Source organism: Bradyrhizobium sp. CW1, assembly GCF_023100665.1.
Lineage (GTDB): Bacteria > Pseudomonadota > Alphaproteobacteria > Rhizobiales > Xanthobacteraceae > Bradyrhizobium > Bradyrhizobium canariense_D.
The window spans coordinates 5,424,004-5,442,112 of sequence record NZ_CP064684.1 but is presented as its reverse complement, the minus strand read 5'-3'; the positions used below and the strand labels follow the sequence as shown (position 1 = coordinate 5,442,112).

Here is an 18,109-nt window from a genome sequence, read left to right as displayed (position 1 = left end):
ACATGTCTGATCCGGCCATCCCGCGTCGTCCGACCCTCGATCTGCGGTCGCTTACGCCCGCGCGCGTCGCGCTCGGGCGCAGCGGCGCGAGCCTGCCGACGCGGGCATTGCTCGATTTCACACTGGACCACGCCCGCGCCCGCGATGCCGTACACGCCGTGTTCGATGCGCCGCGGCTGGTCGCGGATCTCTGCGCGCTTGGCCTCGTCGTCACCGAGGCGAACAGCCGGGCGGTCGACCGCGGGGACTATCTGCGGCGGCCCGATCTGGGCAGACGGCTCGATGCCGGATCAGCCGAGTCCTTGGCGCGGAGCGCCTCGGAGCCGTGCCAACTCGCACTCGTGATTGGCGACGGCCTGTCGGCGGCGGCGGTCCACGCCCATGCGGCCGCGCTGGTGATGCGCCTGCTGCCGTTGCTCGCGGCCGACGATGGTGTCGCGATCGGCCATGTCGTCGTCGCCTCAGGCGCGCGCGTCGCGCTCGGCGACGAGATCGGCGCCATTCTCGGCGCGCGCATGGTCGCGATGCTGATCGGCGAGCGGCCGGGCCTGTCGGCGCCCGACAGTCTCGGCGCCTATCTAACTTTCGCCCCCAAGCCGGGTCGCACTGATGCCGAGCGCAATTGCGTGTCGAACATCCACAAGGCCGGGTTGAGCTATGACGAGGCTGCCTTCAAGATCGCCTGGCTGGTCCGCGAGGGGCTCGCGCGGGAAGTGACCGGTGTGGCGCTGAAGGACGAGAGCGCAGACCGCGCGCCGCGTCGAATTGGCACGGCTTTGCCCGAATGAAGGGCATTAAGGCAAAATCGCCACATCTTGATCGATTCGGCCACACTCCGCCTGCTTGCGAGAAGGGCGATTGACCTGCTAAACCCCTCGCAGCGATTTTCTGCGCATTTTCAAAGGGCAAGCCTCCCATTGGTATGGCATTTTCAAGCCGTTCGCGGGGCGCGACAAGCTCACAGACCCGAGCCGATTTAGGAACTGGACAAGGCATGCTCGAAAAGCACAGCGAGAGTGAGGTTCATGTCGACAAGGTCGAGCAGGGACCTGCGTCCTCGATCGCCTTCGGGCTGGAGCGCATCGGGCTGATCGCAGTCCGGGCGCCCATCGTCTCCTGCGTCGTCCTGCTCGTGCTGATCGTCGGCGCCGTGTTCGGCATCCACCGGATCAAGATCGACGATTCGCTCTCGCAGCTGTTCCGGTCCAACACGCCGGAATTCCGCCAGTACGAAGCGGTGACCAAGAAGTTCCCGGCCGAGGAATTCGACGTCCTCGTCGTAGTCGAGGGCAAGACCCTGCTGGCCCGGAACAACCTCGAGAAGCTGCGCGACTTCGTCACCGACATGCAGCTGGTCGAGGGTACGCGCGGACTGGTCTCGCTGTTCTCCGCGCGTCAGGCGCCCGCTCCGGGCAAGCTTCCCGCCGCACTGTTCCCGCCCGAGCTGCCCGAGGGCGAGGCCTATGACAAGTTCATCGAGGGCGTCAAAGCCAACGAGATCATCCGCGGCAAGCTGTTGTCCGAGGACGGCACGCTGGCGCTGATCGTGCTGTCGCTCGATCCGGAGGTGGTCGCCTCCAACAAGCTGACCAAGACCGTCGCCGACATCCGCGCGCTGATAAAGGAAGACCTCAGTGACACCGGGCTCAACGTGCAGCTTTCCGGCGTGCCGGTGATGCAGCTCGAGATCCGCAACGCGGTCGAGCGCGACGGGCTCACCTACAACATCCTCGGCATTCTCGCCGGCTGTGTCATCGCCATCATCTTCTTCCGCAAAATCTCGTTCATGGTGGCGGCGGCGTTCCCGCCGATGATCGCGATCCTGCTGGCGCTCGGCGCGCTCGGCTGGGCCAATTTCAATCTCAACATGTTCCTGAACGTAATGACGCCGCTCATCATGGTCATCAGCTTCTCGGACTCGATGCAGCTCACCTTCGCCGCGCGCGACCGGCTGATCGCGGGCCAGGACAAGTTCACCGCATTCAAGAACGCGGTGCTGGTGGTGGGACCGGCCTGCGTGCTGACGCACGGCACCGCAGGCATTTCCTTCATCGCGCTCCAGTTCTCCGACTCCGATCTGATCCGCAAGTTCGGCGAGGCGGGTCTCGCCGCCACCATCATCGCGCTGGTTGCGGTGTTGTCGCTCGTGCCGGTGTTCGGCGTGCTGCTCGTGCGCAACGAGAAGGTCTTTGCGACCAAGTTCCAGAGCGCGGATGCCGGCGTACAAGCGCTGCGTAATTTCTGCTACTGGATCGCGGTGCGCATGGTGGGCCGTCCCGGCCTGTTCAGCCTGATCGCGGTGGTGTTCGTGGCGGGCCTCGGCGTCATCTACGCAAATCTGGAGCCGCGCTACCGGCTCGCCGACCAGGTGCCGGACAAGCGCCAAGCGGTCGCGGCCAGCGACCGGCTCGACGCCAAGCTCACCGGCGCCAACCCGGTCAACGTTCTGATCCAGTTCCCCAAGGGTGAATCGCTCTATTCGCCGGAGACGCTGCAGACCATCGCGGACGTGCACGCGACGGTGGAGAAGGCCGCCGGTGTCGGCAATGTCTGGTCGGTCGAGACCCTGCGCCGCTGGCTCGCGGACAAGGCCGGCAGCGCCGACGTCGCGACCCTGAAGGAATATGTCAGCGTCATTCCGGAGCATCTGGTGCGCCGGTTCATCGATGCCGAGCAGGACGCGGTCGTGGTCGCAGGTCGCGTGCCGGACAAGGATTCCAGCCAGCTCCTGCCGATCGTCGACAAGCTCGATACCGAGCTCGACGCCGTCCGCAAGAAGCATCCCGGCTATGAAGTGGCGGTCACGGGTCTTGCCGCGATTGCCGCGCGCAATTCGGCCGGCATGATCGAGAAGCTCAACCGCGGGCTCACCGTCGAATTCGCGCTGGTCGCGATTTTCATCGGCCTTGCCTTCCGTTCCTGGGTCGTGATGTTCGCCTGCATCCTGCCGGGCATCTTCCCCGTCGTGATGTCGGGAACAGTGCTGTGGGCGATGGACGAGGGACTGCAATTTGCCAGTGTCGTAGCTCTGACCGTTTCGTTCGGCCTGGGCTTAAGCGCCACCATCCACTTCCTCAACCGCCTCAGGCTCGAGAGCAAGCCGGGCGTCGGCTCGGCGCTCGCAGTGGAGCGCGCGACCGTGCTGGTCGGCCCGGCGTTGATCCTGACCACGTTGGTGCTGGCCTGCGGTCTCGTCGTCACGGTGTTCTCCGATCTGCCGTCGCTACGGCTGTTCGGCTGGCTCAGCGCCTTCTCGATGGTGATGGCGCTCGTCGCCGACCTCTTCATCCTGCGGCCGACGGCGATGTGGTTGATCAATCTGCACGCCAAGCTTCAGGGCACCGACAAGCCGGCGATCTGAGCGGCTGCATCCATCGGACACGGAATCGGCGCGGTCCGGACGATTGCGCCGCGCCTCCGAAAAACAACAAGCCCCGGTTCGCGAGAACCGGGGCTTGTCGCTTCGAAGCGGTAAGAGCTGTCAGCCCTTCGTCATCGTGATGTTGACGCCGCGAATCTCGCCCTTGGATGAGATCTGCACCGTCTGCTTGGTGCCGTTGGTGCGCAGCGACAAATTGGCGGCAAAGCCGTTGGCCTCGACGAACACCTCGATCTGGCCGCCACCGGCAGTGCCTTGGAGATTGCCGAAGATGTTGCGGTTGGTCTCGCTCCAATTGCCGGAGATGCGCTCGCCTTGGCTGGTCACATCGCTGGTGAGGTCGAACTTGTAGCTGTCGGAGGCGCAGTGCAACGCCTGCTTGAGACTGAGACCGGTGCCGGCAACCTTGTAGTCCGCCTTGCAGCGGATGCGCTCGGTCGAGCCGTCGGACAGCGACACCGTACCCGTCCCGGTCCATGCGCCCTCGAAACCTGCAAACGGTCCGGACGACTGAGCCTGACTTGTCGAAACCGAGAAGAGCAGCGCAGCGCCGATGCCGGCCGCCTTGATTGCCAGTTCAGTCCGTCCAAAGAATTTCATCTCAAAATATCCCGTTTAGAACGACGTCCGCTTCTCACGAAGAACGTCTCGCTACATCGAAAGTTTAGTGTTCCGAGCCAGTGACAGGTTCAATGCCCGACTGCCAGAGATGGCAGTTCACGACGCCTTGCGCCATGCTTCCACCTCTCGATTTGTCGTATTTCGGCATGTTTCTTGGTCCCGAGGCGGTATCGAGAGATGCAGCTCTGCAACAGGTGCGCAGCAAAACGCGGCGCACCTGAATTATGACGTAGTATCAGTCTCTTACATTTGCCAGAGAAGACGCAGGGAAGCCCTGATTTGGTGGACGTGGCGCCAATTTGGCCGCATTTGCCAGTGCTTGTGCCTTCTCCGACGCCGCTCCTCCCGCGGCGACTTGCCATCAGAACAATCCGCTCCGGTCGTCGCCCTGTGCTGTCCGGGATTGGTGCGATTCTGCCGTCAGAATGAAGGAATACAATGCGTAAGCTTCTCGTCGCTCTCACCTTGCTGTCGGCCTCCCTCTCGACCGCAGCGTTCGCCCAGCAAGGGCGCGGCACGGACGCCGAGCAGAAGGCCTGCTCGCGCGATGTGCAGAAGCTCTGCCGTCCGGTCATCGACCAGGGTGATTTCACCATCCTGGCCTGCCTCAAGGAGAACCGGGCCAAGATCTCTCAGGCCTGCGACCAGGTCCTGAAGAACCACAACCAGTAAGCTCGGCCACTGGCCCACAAAAGGCGGCCCCGGGGCCGCCTTTTCGGACCTGATCCGCAAAGGGCAGCCATCGAGAGACAGGATTGGTTTTGCGGCCGTATTCCCCTATATGGGGGCCGCGGCGGCATCGCCCGCACGGGCTCGCGCGAGCGAAAAAGCCCTTCCTGTCCAAACGATTGTAGACCAGCCCTCGATGACCTCTGCGAGCGAATTGCGATCCGGCAAGGGTGAGCGCGACGAGAATTTTCCCGTCGCGTCCTGGATCATTCATCCGCGTCATCGCGCGCTGATCCTGGCGTATTACAATTTCGTCCGCACCGCCGACGACATCGCCGACCACGCCACGCTGCCGCCGGACGAGAAGCTCGCTTATCTCGACCTGCTCGAGGCGGAATTGCTCGGCAAAGGCGACACCCAGGCCGAGGCCGTCAGCCTGCGGCACGCACTGGCCGAACGCGGCATGGCGTCGCGCCACGCGCTCGACGTGCTCATCGCGTTCCGTATGGACGTGACCAAGTTGCGCTACGAGAATTGGGACGAGGTCATCCATTATTGCCGCTACTCGGCGATGCCGGTCGGCCGCTTCATGCTCGACGTCCATGGTGAGAGCACCTCGACCTGGGCCGCGTCAGATGCGCTCTGCGCAGCGCTGCAGATCAACAACCACCTCCAGGATTGCGGCAAGGATTTCCGCGAGCTCAACCGCGTCTATCTGCCGCGCGATGCGCTGGCCGCGAGTGGCGCCTCGGTCGAGCAGCTCGGACTGGCGCAGTCGCCACCGGCGATGCTGGCCTGCCTTCAGGCTCTCGCCGTCCGCAACGAAGCGCTGCTCGCCGAGGGCAGGTCGCTAGCTGCGGAGATCCGGGATTTCCGCCTCGGCGTCGAGGTCTCGGTGATCCAGGCCTATGCCGACCGCATCGTGCGCCTGTTGAAGGTGCGCGATCCCCTGCGCGAGCGCGTGCACCTGAACAAGCTCGAGCTCCTCACCTTCAGCCTCGCCGGCATGATCGGCGAAGTCGGCCGCCGCACGGTCGGACGCAAGGCCATTTCCAGACCGGGGACTGCACATGACGCTTGAGGCGACCTCGCCCGGCGCCAATTATGGCTCGACCGCATCCGGCAGTTCGTTCTACGCCGCGATGCGCATCCTGCCGCACGACCAGCGTGAAGCGATGTTCCAGATCTACAGCTTCTGCCGCCAGGTCGACGACATCGCCGATTCCGATGGCCCGCGCGACGAACGGCTCGCCGCCCTTCAGGCGTGGCGCAACGACATCGATGCGCTCTACCAGGGCAATCCGCCGCCGCGGCTGAAGGACTACGTCACCTCGGTGAAGACCTTCGGCCTCAAGCGCGAGGATTTCCTCGCCATCGTCGACGGCATGGAGATGGACGTGCCGCAGGACATCCGCGCGCCCGACATGGCGACGCTGGATCTCTACTGCGATCGCGTCGCGAGCGCCGTAGGGCGGCTGTCGGTCCGGGTCTTCGGCTTGCCAGAAGAAGACGGCATCGAGCTCGCCCATCATCTCGGCCGCGCGCTCCAGCTCACCAACATCCTGCGCGACATCGACGAGGACGCGGGCCTCGGCCGGCTCTATCTGCCGCGCGAAGCGCTGCTGCATGCCGGCATCACCTCCAACGATCCGGACCGCGTGATCGTCGAGCGCGCGCTGCCGAAGGTCTGCCTGCCACTGGCGCAGCGCGCAAAGGTGTATTTCGAGAAGTCGGACGAGATCATGAACCGCAACCGGCGCCGCGCGGTGCGCGCGCCGCGGATGATGTCGAAATACTATCATGCCATTCTGGATCTCCTGATCGCGCGCGGGTTCAACGCGCCGCGCGAGCCGGTGCGTGTGTCGAAGATCACACGTATCGCCATCCTGCTCCGATACGCTCTCATCTGATGCAAAAAACAGCTCACATCATTGGCGCTGGAATCTCCGGCCTCTCCGTCGCCGTGCGACTTGCCAATGCCGGCTTCAAGGTCGCCGTGCACGAAGCGACGCAGCAGGCCGGCGGCCGTTGCCGTTCCTATTACGACGGCGCCACCAATCTCACCATCGACAACGGCAACCATCTGCTGCTGTCCGGCAATAGCCATGCGCGCGCCTATGCGCGTTCGATCGGGACCGAGGCGGGCCTCGTCGGTCCGGAGCGCGCGCAGTTTCCCTTCGTCGATCTCAAGACCGGGCAGCGCTGGCAGATCGACCTCGGCGACGGCCGGCTCCCGACCTGGGTGCTCGACGAGAGCCGCCGCGTCCCCGACACTGGGCTGACCGATTATCTGAAGCTGGCGCCGCTGATCTGGGCATCGGAAGAGACGCTGGTCGGCAAGTCAATTCCGTGCGAAGGCGTTCTCTATCAGCGCCTGGTGCAGCCTCTGCTGCTCGCGGCCCTCAACGTCGATCCACCCGAAGGCTCGGCGGGGCTTGCCGGCGCGATCGTGCGCGAGACGCTGCTCGCCGGCGGGCAGGCCTGCCGTCCCCTGATCGCGCGCGACGGGCTCAGCGCGGTACTGATCGAGCCCGCCGTGACGTTCCTGCAGGGGCGCGGGCACAGCGTTCAGCTCGGCCATGAGCTGCGCTCGTTTGCGACCCATGACGGCAAGGTCGGCGCGCTGAATTTCGGCGGCGAGGATGTGATCCAGATCAGCGAAGGCGACGTCGTCGTGATGGCGGTGCCGCCGCGCGCTGCCTCCAACCTGCTGCCGGGCCTGAAGACGCCGACCGAATTCCGCGCCATCGTGAATGCGCATTTCCGCGTCGAGCCGCCGGCGGGATCGGCACCGATCCTCGGCGTGATCGGCGGCGTCGTGGAATGGCTGTTTTCGTTCCCGAACCGGCTGTCCGTCACCATCAGCAACGGCGACCGTCTGGTCGACATGCCGCGCGAGGAACTCGCGCAGGCGATCTGGAACGACGTCTGCAAGGCGGGCGGTGTTTCCGGCGAGCTGCCCCCTTGGCAGATCGTGCGCGAGCGCCGTGCCACATTTGCGGCGACGCCGGCGCAGAATGCCCTGCGTCCAGGGCCGGTCACTGCGCTGAAAAACCTGTTTCTTGCAGGCGATTGGACTGCTACGGGATTGCCTGCAACCATCGAGGGATCGGTCCGATCCGGTGATCGCGCCGCCGATCTGGTTCTGGCCGCCAAGGGATAGTGACAGGCGGCCCTGACGGGCATTTGTCCCGGTCAATTTCGGCCCATTCAATCGACTATCGGAGCAATCGAGCGAGATGGATTCCGTGAACGCGACCAGCCGCGAAGCCCAAGAATTCAGGAACTTGGAATCGAGCATTGCGTCGGCCACCGAAGGCGTCCTCGGCTTCCAGCAACCCGACGGCCATTGGGTGTTCGAGCTCGAGGCAGATTGCACGATTCCGGCCGAATACGTCCTGCTGCGCCATTATCTCGCCGAGCCGGTCGATGCCGTGCTCGAAGCCAAGATCGCCAATTATCTTCGCCGCGTGCAGGGCGCCCATGGCGGCTGGCCGCTGGTGCATGACGGCGAGTTCGACATGAGCGCCAGCGTCAAGGCGTATTTCGCGCTGAAGATGATCGGGGATTCCATCGACGCGCCGCACATGGTGCGTGCGCGCGAGGCGATCCATTCCCGCGGCGGCGCCATTCACAGCAATGTCTTCACGCGCTTCATGCTTGCGATGTTTCGCGTCGTGACCTGGCGCGCGGTACCGGTGCTGCCGATCGAGATCGTGCTGCTGCCGTTCTGGTCGCCGTTCCACATCAACAAGATCTCCTACTGGGCGCGCACCACCATGGTGCCGCTGATGGTCATCGCCGCGCTGAAGCCACGGGCGAAGAATCCCAAGGGCGTCGGCATCGACGAGCTGTTCCTGCAGGATCCGCGCTCGATCGGCATGACCGCCAAGGCGCCGCACCAGAGCATGGCCTGGTTCGTGCTGTTCCGCGCGCTCGACGGCATTTTGCGCGTGGTCGAGCCGATGTTTCCCAAGAGCCTGCGCAAACGCGCCATCGACGCGGCGCTCGCCTTCACCGAGGAGCGGCTGAACGGCGAGGACGGCATGGGCGCGATCTATCCGCCGATGGCCAACATCGTCATGATGTACGACGCGCTCGGCAAGGACGAGAACTTCCCGCCGCGCGCGATCACGCGCCGGGGCATCGACAAGCTGCTCGTGATCAAGGACGACGAAGCCTATTGCCAGCCCTGCGTCTCGCCGGTGTGGGACACGACGCTGACCGCCCACGCGCTGCTCGAAGCCGGCGGCGACAAGGCGGTGCCGGCCGCCAAGCAGGGTCTCGACTGGCTGATCCCGAAGCAGGAGCTCGAGGTGAAGGGCGACTGGGCGGTGAAGCGGCCCGACGTACGCCCGGGCGGCTGGGCCTTCCAGTACAACAATGCCCATTATCCCGATCTCGACGACACCGCGGTGGTCGTGATGTCGATGGACCGGATGCGCCGGGAGCACGGTGCGACCGGCTATGACGCCGCGATCGACCGTGCCCGGGAGTGGATCGAGGGCATGCAGAGCGACGACGGCGGCTGGGCCGCCTTCGACGTCAACAACCTCGAATATTATCTGAACAACATCCCGTTCTCCGACCACGGCGCGCTGCTCGATCCGCCGACCGAGGACGTCACCGCGCGCTGCATCTCGATGCTGGCCCAGCTCGGCGAGACCGCGGAGACCAGCAAGCATGTCGCGGACGGGATCGCCTACCTCCGCAAGACCCAGCACCCGGAAGGGTCCTGGTACGGCCGCTGGGGCATGAACTTCATCTACGGAACCTGGTCGGTGCTGTGCGCCCTCAACATGGCCGGCGTCCGCCATGACGACCCGATGATGCGGAAAGCGGCCGGCTGGCTGGCCTCGATCCAGAACCAGGACGGCGGCTGGGGCGAGGATGCCGTCAGCTACCGGCTGGACTATCGGGGATGGGAGGCCGCCCCCTCGACCGCCTCGCAAACGGCATGGGCCTTGCTTGCCTTGATGGCTGCTGGCGAGGTTGATCACCCGGCCGTCGCCCGCGGGGTGGAGTACCTGATTGCAACACAGAACGAAAAAGGACTGTGGGACGAACAGCGGTACACCGCCACAGGCTTTCCCCGTGTATTCTATCTACGGTACCATGGTTATCCGAAGTTCTTCCCGCTGTGGGCGTTGGCGCGGTATCGGAACTTGCGGAACACCAACAGCAGGGTGGTAGGGGTCGGAATGTGACTTTGGGGACGGGGGACTATCTTACCGCGGGTCAAACCGTTGATCCGCGGCCGATATTGATCGTGACTGGACTGGTTCAGGAGGCCCGCATCGCGGCCGGGCCTGGCATGGCGGTCATCTGTTCGTCGAGCAGCCCCACCCAGTTGCGGGCGCTGTTGACGGTGCTGGATCCCGAGACGATTCGCGGTGTGATCTCCTTCGGCGTGGCCGGCGGGCTCGACCCGACGCTGCGCTCCGGCGACGTCGTGCTGGCGACCGAGGTGCTCGCGGGCGATACCCGCTGGGCCGCTGGCCTCTCGCTCGGCGACGACCTCATCGACCGCCTGACGTCGGGGCGCCGCCGCGTTGTGCGCGGCAGCCTCGCGGGTGCCGAGGAAGTGGTCACGGGGCGCTCCTGCAAGGCGGCGCTGCATTCGGAGACGGGAGCGGCCGCCGTCGACATGGAAAGCCACATCGCGGCGGCCTACGCCGCCGAGGCCGGCTTGCCGTTCGCCGCGGTCCGCGTCATCAGCGATCCCGCCCATCGCGCGCTGCCGGCGCTCGCCCGCGCCGCCATCAAGCCGAATGGCCAGATCGACGTGCTGGCCGTGCTGCGCGGCATCGCGCGCAACCCGACTGCGCTGCACGGACTGGTCTCGACCGGCCTCGACTTCAACCGCGCGCTACGCAGCCTGCGCGGCTGCCGCGACTTCCTGATCGGCACCGAACTGGTCGACAGCGAGGCGCTGGTCTCCGAGGCGGCCTGAGCGGGTTCTGCGATCACTAAAAACAAAAGGCCCGGTCGCCATTGGCGATCGGGCCTTTTCTTGTTGGTGGGACTAGCGCGCTTACGCGGCGGTCGACGCCTTCCGTGCGGCCTTCTCCTGTGCGGCGGCGGCCTCGTCCTTGCGGATCTCCGACAGGCGCTTCTGCACTTCCGCGGAGAAGATGTACTGCGCAGGACGCTGCTTGGACATGTCGATCTCGGGCGCCATCGGACCCGTGGTCCTGATGCCGCGCAGCGACACCCACATCGCCTTCAGCGGGTTGTTGATGGCGGCGGTCGCCGCCGTCGGCTCGTAGCCGCAATGGGCCATACAGTCGGCGCACTTCTCGTACTTGCCGGTGCCGTAGGTCTCCCAGTCGGTGGTGTCCATCAGCTCCTTGAAGGTTTTTGCATAGCCTTCACCGAGCAAATAGCAGGGCTTCTGCCAGCCGAAGATGTTGCGCGCGGGCATGCCCCAGGGCGTGCACTCGTATTCCTGGTTGCCGGCGAGGAAGTCCAGGAACAGGCCGGAATGCATGAAATTCCACTTCTTGCCCTTGCCCATCGCAAAGACGTCGCGGAACAGCTTCTTGGTCTTGGTGCGGTTGAGGAAGTGCTCCTGGTCCGGCGCGCGCTCATAGGCGTAGCCCGGCGACATCGAGACGCCGACGCCGAGCTCGACGGTCAGGTCGAGGAATTTGGCGATCTCTTCGGCCGGGTGGCCGTCGAAGATGGTGGCGTTGACGTTGACGGTGAAGCCGCGGGCCTTGGCCGCCTTGATCGCGGAGACGGCGCGGTCGAACACGCCCTTCTGCGACACGGCCTTGTCGTGGTGCTCCTTCAGGCCGTCGAGATGCACGGAGAAGAACAGGTAGGGCGAGGGCTCGAACAGATCGAGCTTCTTCTCGAGCAACAGCGCGTTGGTGCAGAGCGAGACGAACTTCTTGCGCGCGACGAGGCCGCGCACGATCTCGCCGATCTCCTTGTGGATCAGCGGCTCGCCGCCGGGAATGGCGACCATAGGCGCACCGCACTCGTCGGCCGCGTCCCAGCACTCCTGCGCCGTCATGCGGCGGTTGAGGATCGCATCCGGATAATCGATCTTGCCGCAGCCGACGCAGGCGAGGTTGCAGCGAAACAGCGGTTCCAGCATCAGCACGAGCGGATAGCGCTTGCGGCCAAGCAGCTTCTGCTTGATCAAATAGCCGCCGATACGCATTTCCTTGAAGAAGGGGATAGCCATTACAAGTTTCTTTCTGGGCTTGAAATTCGGGTGGGTCAGCTCGCAGCCAGTTCGGCCGGAAGCCGGAATTCGATGTTTTCCTCGCGGCCCGGGAGCACCGAGACCTTGACCGGTCCGATCCGCCGCATTGCTTCGATCACGTCATCCACGAGTACCTCGGGCGCCGAAGCGCCAGCCGTGACACCGACGGTTCTGGCATCTTTCAACCACTCCGGATTGAGCGCGCTGCCGTCGGCAATCAGATAACTCGCGACACCGGCCTCAGTGCCGATTTCGCGGAGCCGGTTCGAATTCGAGCTATTGGCAGCGCCCACCACCAAGATCACGTCGACCAGCTTGCTCAAGTCCCTTACCGCAGATTGGCGGTTCTGTGTCGCATAGCAGATATCCCGGATATCCGGGCCTTGAATATCTGTAAAGCGGGCCTGCAGGGCCGAAATGATGTCCTTTGTGTCATCCACCGACAGGGTGGTCTGGGTGATATAGGCCACTGGCGTATCCGCCGGCAGCTCAAGGGCCTTAACCTCTTCAACGCTTTGGACCAGCAGTACGGGGGCGGGAACCTGGCCCATCGTACCCTCGACCTCGGGGTGGCCGGCATGGCCGATCAGGATCAGGGTGCGGCCCCTGGCGATGTAGCGCTTCCCCTGATTGTGAACTTTCGTGACCAAGGGGCAGGTGGCATTGAGCACCGGAAGGTCGCGCGCGGCCGCTTCTTCCTCGACGCTGCGGGCGACGCCATGAGCGCTGAAGACCGTCACCGCCTTCGGCGGCACCTCCGACAGTTCCTCGACGAAGATCGCGCCCTTGTTCTTCAGGCTCTCGACGACGTACTTGTTGTGCACGATCTCATGGCGCACGTAGACGGGCGGGCCGTACTTCTCCAGCGCCCGTTCCACGATCTCGATCGCACGCACTACCCCCGCGCAAAAGCCGCGCGGTTGCGCCAGATAAACTTCCATTGGACGGCCATCACGCAAGTTGCACCAATCCGCTCTCAAGTTCAGGGGACACCCCGATACGAACCAATGAGTTGCAATATCCGCACCATCGGTTCGGCGCACGCGGTAGCCGCCCACCCCTGCCGGGGCCCCGGTGCATGGAGGTGCAGTACTTTGTGTCAAAAAATCGGCAGTAAGGAAAGGTGGAATGAACTTTGGTTCCCTGCCGGATCAGTTTGGCGGTATTATAGTAGAGGGTGCCCGTGGCAGCAACGTGGCGACATTTGTGCGCACGCTTCGTCACTTTCCCGCCTCAACTCCTCGGCTATACCGATGGCCCGCATGATAATGCCATGGTCTTCCGCCGTTTACCTCGAAGCTTCTGACGGCGATAACCACTCAAAACAGCAATAGGTTTCGGCCGGGAACTCCGTTAAACAGCGGGCGTTTCCGGCAAGCTGTTAACCGCAGAAAGAAAAGTAGTGCTGCAAAGCGTCGTCGTTGCCATCGTCAGGGCCTGCACCCGGTTTGCCTCCCTCGTCGTCGTTCTCGGGCTCCTGCTGGCGGTGGGGGCGGGCTATTACACGTCCCAGCATTTCGCCATCAACACCGACATCAACTCGCTGATTGCCCAAAATCTGGACTGGCGCCAACGCGACCAGCAGTTCGATCGCGCCTTCGACCGCGATGCGACGATTACGGCGGTGGTCGAAGCCAAGACGCCGGAGATGGCGACCGCGGCGTCGGACGCGCTCTATGCCAAGCTGAAGGACAACAAGACCGAATTCCAGTCGATGCAGCAGCTCGGCACCGGCGAGTTCTTCGAGAAGAATGGTCTGTTGTTCCTGCCGACAGAGGAAGTTGCCAAGGTCACCGGCCAGTTCGAATCCGCAGCACCCCTGATCGAGATCATGGCGGGCGATCCCTCGATCCGCGGCCTGACCGGCGCGCTCGAGACGGGACTTGCCGGCGTCAAGCGCGGGCAGGTCAAGCTCGACAACACCGAACGGCCCTTCAACCAGATCGCGCAAACGGTCGAGACCGTGCTCAACAAGGGCAATGCGACGTTCTCCTGGCGCCAGCTCGTCAGTGACGAGCCGCTGACGGATTCGGACAAGCGCGCCTTCATCGAGTTCAAGCCGATCCTCGACTACAACGCGCTTGAGCCCGGCAAGGGCGCAACCGACGCGATCCGCAAGGCCGCAGCCGATCTGGATTTTGCCACCAAATATCAGGCGCGAGTCCGGCTGACCGGGCCGGTCCCGATCGCCAACGAGGAATATGCAACCGTCCAGGAAGGCGCCGTCGTCAATGGCATCGGCACGGTCCTCGTCGTGCTGCTCATCCTGTGGCTGGCGCTGCATTCGGCGAAGATCATCTTCGCGGTGTTCGTCAATCTCTTCGTCGGTCTTGCGCTGACCACCGCCGCCGGCCTGATGATGGTGGGCTCGCTCAATTTGCTGTCGATCGCATTCGCCGTGCTGTTCGTCGGCCTCGGCGTCGATTTCGGCATCCAGTACAGCGTCCGCTATCGCTCCGAGCGCTACAAGCACAACGATCTCTCCGGTGCGCTGATCCTGGCCGCCAAGCGCTCGGCAATTCCGTTGTCGCTGGCGGCAATGGCGACCGCGGCTGGCTTCCTCTGCTTCATCCCCACGGACTACAAGGGTATCGCCGAACTCGGCCAGATCGCCGGCGTCGGCATGCTGGTCGCGTTCCTCACTAGCATCACCGTGCTCCCGGCGATGCTGAAGCTGTTGAACCCGCCCGGTGAGAAAGAGCCGGTCGGCTATGCCTTCCTGGCGCCGCTCGATCACTTCCTGGAGAAGCACCGCGTGCTGGTCGTCGGTGGCACCATGTTTCTGGCGGTCGCCGGCCTGCCGCTGCTCTATTTCATGAAGTTCGACTTCAACCCGATGAATCTGCGCAACCCGAAGGCAGAGTCGATCGCGACCTTCCTCGACTTGCGCAAGGATCCCAACACGGGCGCCAATGCCATCAACGTGATGACCACGTCGGAAGAGCAGGCAAGGCAGGTGGAGGCGAAGCTGGAGAAGGTGCCGGAGGTGTTGCGGGTGATGTCGCTCAACAGCTTCGTTCCTGAAGACCAGCCGCCGAAGCTGAAGCTGCTCGCGCAGGGCGCCAAGGTGCTGAACCCCGCGCTCAATCCCGACCAGATCGACGCCGCGCCGTCGGACAAGGAAAACGTCGATGCGCTGAAATCGTCGGTCGACAATCTGCGCCGGACCGCAGGCGATGCGAAGGGCCCGGGTGCGGTTGCCTCGCGTCGGCTCGCGGATGCGCTGGAAAAGCTCGCCAATGCCGATGAAGCCACACGGAACAAGGCGCAGGACGTGTTCGTCGCGCCGATGAAGATCGTGTTCGACCAGCTCCGGAACGCGTTGCAGGCCGAGCCGGTCACCCTGAAGTCATTGCCGGCAGATCTCGTCAGCGCCTGGAAGAGCAAGGACGGTATCATCCGCGTCGAGGCGCTGCCGAAGGGTGATCCCAACGACAACGACACGCTACGCAAATTTGCGGCGGCGGTGCTCGTTGCCGAGCCGACCGCGATCGGCGGTCCGGTCTCGATCCTGAAATCCGGCGACACCGTGGTGAAGGCGTTCATCCATGCCGGAATCTATGCGCTGCTGGTGATCGGCCTATTACTGTGGATCACGCTGCGCCGGTTCGTCGACGTGTTGATGACGCTGGTGCCGCTGTTGGTGGCAGGCGCGGTCACGCTCGAGATCTGCGTGCTGATCGGCTTGCCGCTCAACTTCGCCAATATCGTCGCGTTCCCGCTGCTGCTCGGCGTCGGCGTGGCCTTCAAGATCTACTATGTCGTGGCCTGGCGCTCGGGCAGGACAAACCTGCTCCAGACCAGCCTGACGCGCGCGATCTTTTTCAGCGCGCTGACAACGGCCACCGCGTTCGGCAGCCTTTGGCTGTCGAGCCATCCCGGCACGTCCAGCATGGGCAAGCTGCTGGCGTTGTCGCTGGTGACGACGCTCGCCGCCGTGCTGCTGTTTCAGCCTGCCCTAATGGGCAAACCCCGCAATCTCAGGGAGTAGGCAGATGTCGCCGACCTGGTCGGCGGCGCCCTTCTGACCGGGTTTGGCGGTGCCGGCGGCCTTCGGGGCTGCGGGCGCAGGCTGCGCCACCGTAGCGCCGGTCGTTCCCGGGGCTTTCGACGCCGCGCCGGTGGGCTTCGGCGCGCCCTTGGCCATGGCGTTGGCGGAGCTCAAGGGAATCGGGGGGCTGACCCGGGTCCAGGTCTCGCCACCGCACAGGAACCCCATCACGCAGCCCTTGATCTCGAGCTGGTCGGTGCCAACCGGCGTGATGGTTGCGCTGTAGAGCTGGCCGTCCTTGGCATTGTAGACCTGACCTTCCCATTGATCGGCGCCGGGCTTTTTCTTCATGTCGATCAGGGTCGCCATGCCCAGCGTGGGCCGGGTCTTTTTCGACGCGTCCGGATTGTTCTCGTCGCGGCCCCCGGGCTGTTTTTCCCAGGAAACCGCGCCCCACATGCTGCCATTGCATTGGGCGACACGAATGTTGGCGACGCCGTCGGCAACCCGCCAGTCGCCGGTCGGATCGGCCGCGAGCGCCGGGTTCAGGCAGGTGTAACCGCCAGCCAGTATTAGTCCGGTGTAAAGGGCTAAACGCATGATAGTTCCTTGGCAGTGCAACATGGTCTAAAGCTCTGCTTGCGAAGATGGTCCGAAAAAGGGCAAAAGGCCGCACAGACCGTTTTCAGCGACGTTCCGTTTTCAGTTGACGAGACGGCCCTCAACCGAAGTATGTAGCGGATGCACAGCCCAAATCCAGACATGTCTCAGCTGTTCGCGGACCGCCAGGCCCAGCGCAGCGCCCTGCATAATCGGCATCTGAACGAGCAGTTCGTTCGGGTTCTGAAGACCATCGGCTACGATGTCGGCTTCCAGAAGGGGCAGGGACAGTATCTCTACGACCGCGACGGGGCGCGCTATCTCGACCTCTTGTCCGGTTTTGGCGTGTTTGCGATCGGGCGCAATCATCCTGTCATGCGCGAGGCGCTCAAGAGCGTGCTCGATGCCGACCTGCCCAACCTCGTCCAGTTCGACGTCTCGGTGCTCGCCGGCGTGCTCGCCGAGCGGCTCCTGAAATACGTCCCCTATCTTGATAAGGCGTTCTTCGCCAATTCCGGCGCCGAATGCGTCGAAGCGGCGATCAAGTTCGCCCGCGGCGCCACCGGTCGTCCGGGGATCGTCTATTGTGCCCACGGCTATCACGGCCTGACCTATGGCGCGCTGTCGCTGACCGGTGATTCGAACTTCCGCACCGGCTTCGAGCCGCTGCTGCCGGGATGCACTTCGATCCCGTTCAACGATCTCGCCGCGCTCGAAAAGGCGCTGGCCTCGCGCGAGGTGGCGGCCTTCGTCGTCGAGCCAATCCAGGGCAAGGGCGTCAACATGCCCACCGACGAGTTCCTGCCGGGTGCAGCTGCGCTCTGCAAGAAATACGGCACGCTGTTCGTCGCCGACGAGATCCAGACCGGCATGGGCCGCACCGGCCGCTTCCTCGCGGTCGAGCACTGGAACGTCGAGCCCGACATGGTGCTGCTGTCGAAGTCGCTGTCCGGCGGCCATGTGCCGGTCGGCGCGGTGCTGACGCGCAAAAGCATCTTCGACAAGATATTCAACCAGATGGACCGCGCCGTCGTGCACGGCTCGACCTTCTCCAAGAACGACCTGGCGATGGCTGCGGGCATCGCCACGCTTGACATCATGGAGTCCGAGAAGCTGATCGAGTCCGCCGCCAAGCGCGGTGCCGAGCTGCGCCTCGCGCTCACGCGCATGGTGCCTGGCTACGAGCTGTTGAAGGAAGTCCGCGGCAAGGGCCTGATGATCGGCGTCGAGTTCGGCCCGCCGAAATCGCTGCGGCTGCGGGCGTCCTGGAACGTGCTGGAGGCGGCCAATAAGGGCCTGTTCTGCCAGCTCATCACCGTGCCGCTGTTCAAGGACCACAAGATCCTCACGCAAGTCGCCGGCCATGGCAGCCACACCATCAAGCTTCTGCCGCCGCTCACCATCACCGAGGAAGATTGCGGCTGGATCGAGCGCGCGTTCGACGACGTCATCGCCGGCAGCCACAAGGTTCCCGGCGCGATCTGGTCGCTCGGCAAGACGCTGGTGGACAATGCGGTGCGAAGGTCTGCGTGAGGCCTCTGCTGCGGCCTGATGTCGCGACGTGCGACCTGCTGAAGCAGTCCGTCTCCCGAAATTCCAAATCGACGCTTATTTTCCGGCATTGACCTAACCG

At 64.1% G+C, this 18,109-nt stretch carries 14 protein-coding genes; 10 read left to right on the top strand and 4 right to left on the bottom strand.

All coding sequences use genetic code 11. The features are described 5' to 3' along the window. Positions 1-2: 2 nt before the first annotated feature. Both eutC and IVB54_RS26655 read left to right on the top strand, forming a co-directional pair. The gene (gene eutC, locus IVB54_RS26660) at positions 3-788 is read left to right on the top strand and encodes an ethanolamine ammonia-lyase subunit EutC (protein WP_018456927.1); all 786 of its coding nucleotides are present in this window, start codon (positions 3-5) and stop codon (positions 786-788) included. Positions 789-994: 206 nt separating this feature from the next. After that, on the top strand, positions 995-3,361 hold the full coding sequence (locus tag IVB54_RS26655; RefSeq protein WP_018456926.1) for an MMPL family transporter: 2,367 nt from the start codon (positions 995-997) through the stop codon (positions 3,359-3,361). Positions 3,362-3,481: 120 nt separating this feature from the next. Here IVB54_RS26655 and IVB54_RS26650 read toward each other — a convergent pair whose 3' ends face one another. Beyond that, positions 3,482-3,979: a hypothetical protein gene (locus IVB54_RS26650; RefSeq protein WP_018456925.1), complete on the bottom strand. Its 498-nt coding sequence runs from the start codon at positions 3,977-3,979 to the stop codon at positions 3,482-3,484. A 459-nt stretch (positions 3,980-4,438) separates the two neighbouring features. On the opposite strand from IVB54_RS26650, the gene IVB54_RS26645 reads away from it, so the two are divergent. The 6 genes from IVB54_RS26645 to IVB54_RS26620 all read left to right on the top strand — a co-directional run bounded on the left by IVB54_RS26645 (position 4,439) and on the right by IVB54_RS26620 (position 10,622). After that, positions 4,439-4,672 (top strand): hypothetical protein, encoded by a 234-nt coding sequence (locus IVB54_RS26645; protein WP_007593627.1) that lies wholly within the window; start codon positions 4,439-4,441, stop codon positions 4,670-4,672. 193 nt (positions 4,673-4,865) lie between these two features. After that, the gene (gene hpnC / locus IVB54_RS26640; RefSeq protein ID WP_018456924.1) at positions 4,866-5,750 is read left to right on the top strand and encodes a squalene synthase HpnC; all 885 of its coding nucleotides are present in this window, start codon (positions 4,866-4,868) and stop codon (positions 5,748-5,750) included. Further along, entirely contained in the window at positions 5,740-6,579 is an 840-nt protein-coding gene (hpnD, locus tag IVB54_RS26635; protein WP_018456923.1) for a presqualene diphosphate synthase HpnD, read from the top strand. The genes hpnC and hpnD overlap by 11 nt, the downstream gene beginning before the upstream one ends. After that, positions 6,579-7,832 (top strand): hydroxysqualene dehydroxylase HpnE, encoded by a 1,254-nt coding sequence (gene hpnE / locus IVB54_RS26630; RefSeq protein ID WP_018456922.1) that lies wholly within the window; start codon positions 6,579-6,581, stop codon positions 7,830-7,832. Before hpnD ends, hpnE begins: the two co-directional genes overlap by 1 nt. A 76-nt stretch (positions 7,833-7,908) precedes the next feature. Then, positions 7,909-9,876 (top strand): squalene--hopene cyclase, encoded by a 1,968-nt coding sequence (gene shc, locus IVB54_RS26625; RefSeq protein ID WP_018456921.1) that lies wholly within the window; start codon positions 7,909-7,911, stop codon positions 9,874-9,876. Further along, a complete protein-coding gene (locus IVB54_RS26620) occupies positions 9,873-10,622 on the top strand; it encodes a phosphorylase (RefSeq protein ID WP_026233265.1) in 750 nt (249 codons plus the stop codon). Before shc ends, IVB54_RS26620 begins: the two co-directional genes overlap by 4 nt. An 81-nt stretch (positions 10,623-10,703) precedes the next feature. Here IVB54_RS26620 and hpnH read toward each other — a convergent pair whose 3' ends face one another. Together hpnH and ispH are read right to left on the bottom strand one after the other, a co-directional pair. Then, positions 10,704-11,864 carry an adenosyl-hopene transferase HpnH gene (hpnH, locus tag IVB54_RS26615; protein ID WP_007593619.1) on the bottom strand — a complete coding sequence of 387 codons (1,161 nt, stop codon included), beginning with the start codon at positions 11,862-11,864 and terminating at the stop codon, positions 10,704-10,706. Positions 11,865-11,899: 35 nt separating this feature from the next. Next, on the bottom strand, positions 11,900-12,826 hold the full coding sequence (gene ispH, locus IVB54_RS26610) for a 4-hydroxy-3-methylbut-2-enyl diphosphate reductase (protein ID WP_035993095.1): 927 nt from the start codon (positions 12,824-12,826) through the stop codon (positions 11,900-11,902). A gap of 461 nt (positions 12,827-13,287) precedes the next feature. On the opposite strand from ispH, the gene IVB54_RS26605 reads away from it, so the two are divergent. Next, positions 13,288-15,876 carry an MMPL family transporter gene (locus tag IVB54_RS26605; RefSeq protein WP_018456918.1) on the top strand — a complete coding sequence of 863 codons (2,589 nt, stop codon included), beginning with the start codon at positions 13,288-13,290 and terminating at the stop codon, positions 15,874-15,876. On the opposite strand, the gene IVB54_RS26600 is transcribed toward IVB54_RS26605, so the two are convergent. Beyond that, a complete protein-coding gene (locus IVB54_RS26600) occupies positions 15,844-16,476 on the bottom strand; it encodes a DUF2147 domain-containing protein (RefSeq protein WP_018456917.1) in 633 nt (210 codons plus the stop codon). The two genes, IVB54_RS26605 and IVB54_RS26600, sit on opposite strands and share 33 nt — an antisense overlap. Positions 16,477-16,617: 141 nt before the next feature. Here IVB54_RS26600 and hpnO point away from each other — a divergent pair, with 141 nt between their 5' ends. Continuing rightward, positions 16,618-18,009, top strand: a complete 1,392-nt coding sequence (gene hpnO / locus IVB54_RS26595) for an aminobacteriohopanetriol synthase HpnO (protein ID WP_026233264.1) — start codon at positions 16,618-16,620, stop codon at positions 18,007-18,009. Positions 18,010-18,109: the final 100 nt, after the last annotated feature.

Excerpts from the sequence above, each read along its gene's own strand:
- eutC (WP_018456927.1), top strand. The coding sequence starts at position 3 with ATGTCTGATCCGGCCATCCCGCGTCGTCCGACCCTCGATCTGCGGTCG.
- IVB54_RS26655 (WP_018456926.1), top strand. The coding sequence starts at position 995 with ATGCTCGAAAAGCACAGCGAGAGTGAGGTTCATGTCGACAAGGTCGAG.
- IVB54_RS26650 (WP_018456925.1), bottom strand. The coding sequence starts at position 3,979 with ATGAAATTCTTTGGACGGACTGAACTGGCAATCAAGGCGGCCGGCATC.
- IVB54_RS26645 (WP_007593627.1), top strand. The coding sequence starts at position 4,439 with ATGCGTAAGCTTCTCGTCGCTCTCACCTTGCTGTCGGCCTCCCTCTCG.
- hpnC (WP_018456924.1), top strand. The coding sequence starts at position 4,866 with ATGACCTCTGCGAGCGAATTGCGATCCGGCAAGGGTGAGCGCGACGAG.
- hpnD (WP_018456923.1), top strand. The coding sequence starts at position 5,740 with ATGACGCTTGAGGCGACCTCGCCCGGCGCCAATTATGGCTCGACCGCA.
- hpnE (WP_018456922.1), top strand. The coding sequence starts at position 6,579 with ATGCAAAAAACAGCTCACATCATTGGCGCTGGAATCTCCGGCCTCTCC.
- shc (WP_018456921.1), top strand. The coding sequence starts at position 7,909 with ATGGATTCCGTGAACGCGACCAGCCGCGAAGCCCAAGAATTCAGGAAC.
- hpnH (WP_007593619.1), bottom strand. The coding sequence starts at position 11,864 with ATGGCTATCCCCTTCTTCAAGGAAATGCGTATCGGCGGCTATTTGATC.
- ispH (WP_035993095.1), bottom strand. The coding sequence starts at position 12,826 with ATGGAAGTTTATCTGGCGCAACCGCGCGGCTTTTGCGCGGGGGTAGTG.
- IVB54_RS26600 (WP_018456917.1), bottom strand. The coding sequence starts at position 16,476 with ATGCGTTTAGCCCTTTACACCGGACTAATACTGGCTGGCGGTTACACC.
- hpnO (WP_026233264.1), top strand. The coding sequence starts at position 16,618 with ATGCACAGCCCAAATCCAGACATGTCTCAGCTGTTCGCGGACCGCCAG.